Raw genomic sequence first — 213 nt, forward strand, 5'->3', positions numbered from 1 at the left:
GCATCTGTCACGCCGGTGGCGATCAGGTGTTCGGCGCAGGCGATGAAGTCGCTGAAGGTGTTGGGCTTGTGCTCCTGCTTGCCGGCCCGGTACCAGGCCTCGCCCAGTTCGCCGCCGCCGCGCACGTGGGCAATGGCGAAGGCCACGCTGCGCTCCAGCAGGCTCAGGCGCGCATGGGAAAACCACGGGTCCAGGCTTTCGCCGTAGGCACCG

At 68.5% G+C, this 213-nt stretch carries 1 protein-coding gene; it reads right to left on the reverse strand.

The features are described 5' to 3' along the window. On the reverse strand, nucleotides 1–213 hold a 213-nt coding region (locus tag RRF55_RS29160), incomplete at both ends, for a prolyl oligopeptidase family serine peptidase (protein ID WP_439419473.1).

The organism is Klebsiella sp. K47 (genome assembly GCF_051858335.1).
In the GTDB taxonomy this organism is placed as follows: domain Bacteria; phylum Pseudomonadota; class Gammaproteobacteria; order Enterobacterales; family Enterobacteriaceae; genus Klebsiella; species Klebsiella pneumoniae.